Consider the following 1,258-nt stretch of genomic DNA (forward strand, 5'->3'; position numbering starts at 1 on the left):
ATATTCAGAACCTGGATGAAAGAATCCCAGTCACTCGTGAAGTAATATCGCATCTTTCGCAAAAAGTTCCACGGGCTCAGCGACGTCTGTGCTTCCAGCTGCATCAACTGGCACAACAAAGCAGTAATGATCCCGATGTAACATTGAACCCAAACCGCATTCGGATGATGATTGTGAAATTTTACCGTTGCCAGGTGCTGCTTGATCCACTTAAAAAACAGCTCGATTTGCCAGCGGCAACGATAGATTTCTCCGATATCCTCTGCGGTTAGTTCTTGGCGATTGGTAATGACTTCGTACACATTACCTTCGTCATCTGAAAACCGCACCAGACGAACCTGAAAGAGTAGACCCGAGACTTTGTCCAAAATCTCCACGTCGGCATCTCGGGTAACGAGGCTATCCTTAGGGACTTCTCGTTCCCGAAGAACCGTATATTTCGTCTTGGCTTTTAAACGGGCAACAAACAGGATTGCATCCTCTACCCACCGTCTAAAATTACCGTAATTGACATAGCCACGGTCGAAGATGTACGTCGTATCTTGCTTCGTGACCAAACGGTTAACAGCTTGTTGATCCGACACGCCGACGGTGGAAAGCACAATTTCATCCGGGAAATGGCAGCCCGACTCCAATGAGAGTAACCGGGTATGAATCTTTACCCCTTTGGTTTTGTTTTGATAAAAAGCCCAGTCCCCCAATACCTTAGGCAGAGAAAACGTGGTGGAATCTACCGGAGCTAATTTCCCGAAGTGCTTGATGCCTTTGGCTCCACGCTTACGTGCTTTCAACTCTTGAGCCAATTGAGTAAACAACCACTCTAAATAGGCTAGAGGAATGGCACTCAGTTTACGGTTTAAGGTGGACTCATGGATGGATGAAATGCCGATGAAATCCTGAAGGTCCGGGTTTGTCTGCAAGTTAAGTACAATGTCAGATAGCGACTCTCTTTGCTGGAGTTGAGCTTCAACAAATAGTGCAAGGGCTGACCCGACCGAAAGCTCCTTGGTGTAATGATCGGTCAGTGGACACCGAAAGGGACAGATCTTCAAACGATTTAAGCACTTGCGTAAAACAGAATTTTGCGTTAAATTACCCATGGACGCTCCTTTTTGTAGAGGGATGTGGGTAACACGCCTACACTCTCTACATTAGGAGTTTTTTTATGGATTGAGTAGTGAAAACAAATCATAATTATACATTTTTAGTAATTTATTTAAACTATATTTTTCATGTCAGCATTTGTGCATGTCTAGTG

Annotated in this window: 1 protein-coding gene; it reads right to left on the bottom strand. The window is 44.7% G+C overall.

Translation table 11 applies throughout. The annotated features are described in order from the left end of the window. Nucleotides 1-1,100 (bottom strand): IS4 family transposase (locus tag J2T20_RS25675; protein WP_307592838.1); only part of this gene is annotated, 1,100 nt, incomplete at its 3' end. Nucleotides 1,101-1,258 lie beyond the last annotated feature (158 nt).

The sequence above is a fragment of the Paenibacillus wynnii genome, from assembly GCF_030812855.1.
GTDB lineage: Bacteria > Bacillota > Bacilli > Paenibacillales > Paenibacillaceae > Paenibacillus_AQ > Paenibacillus_AQ wynnii_A.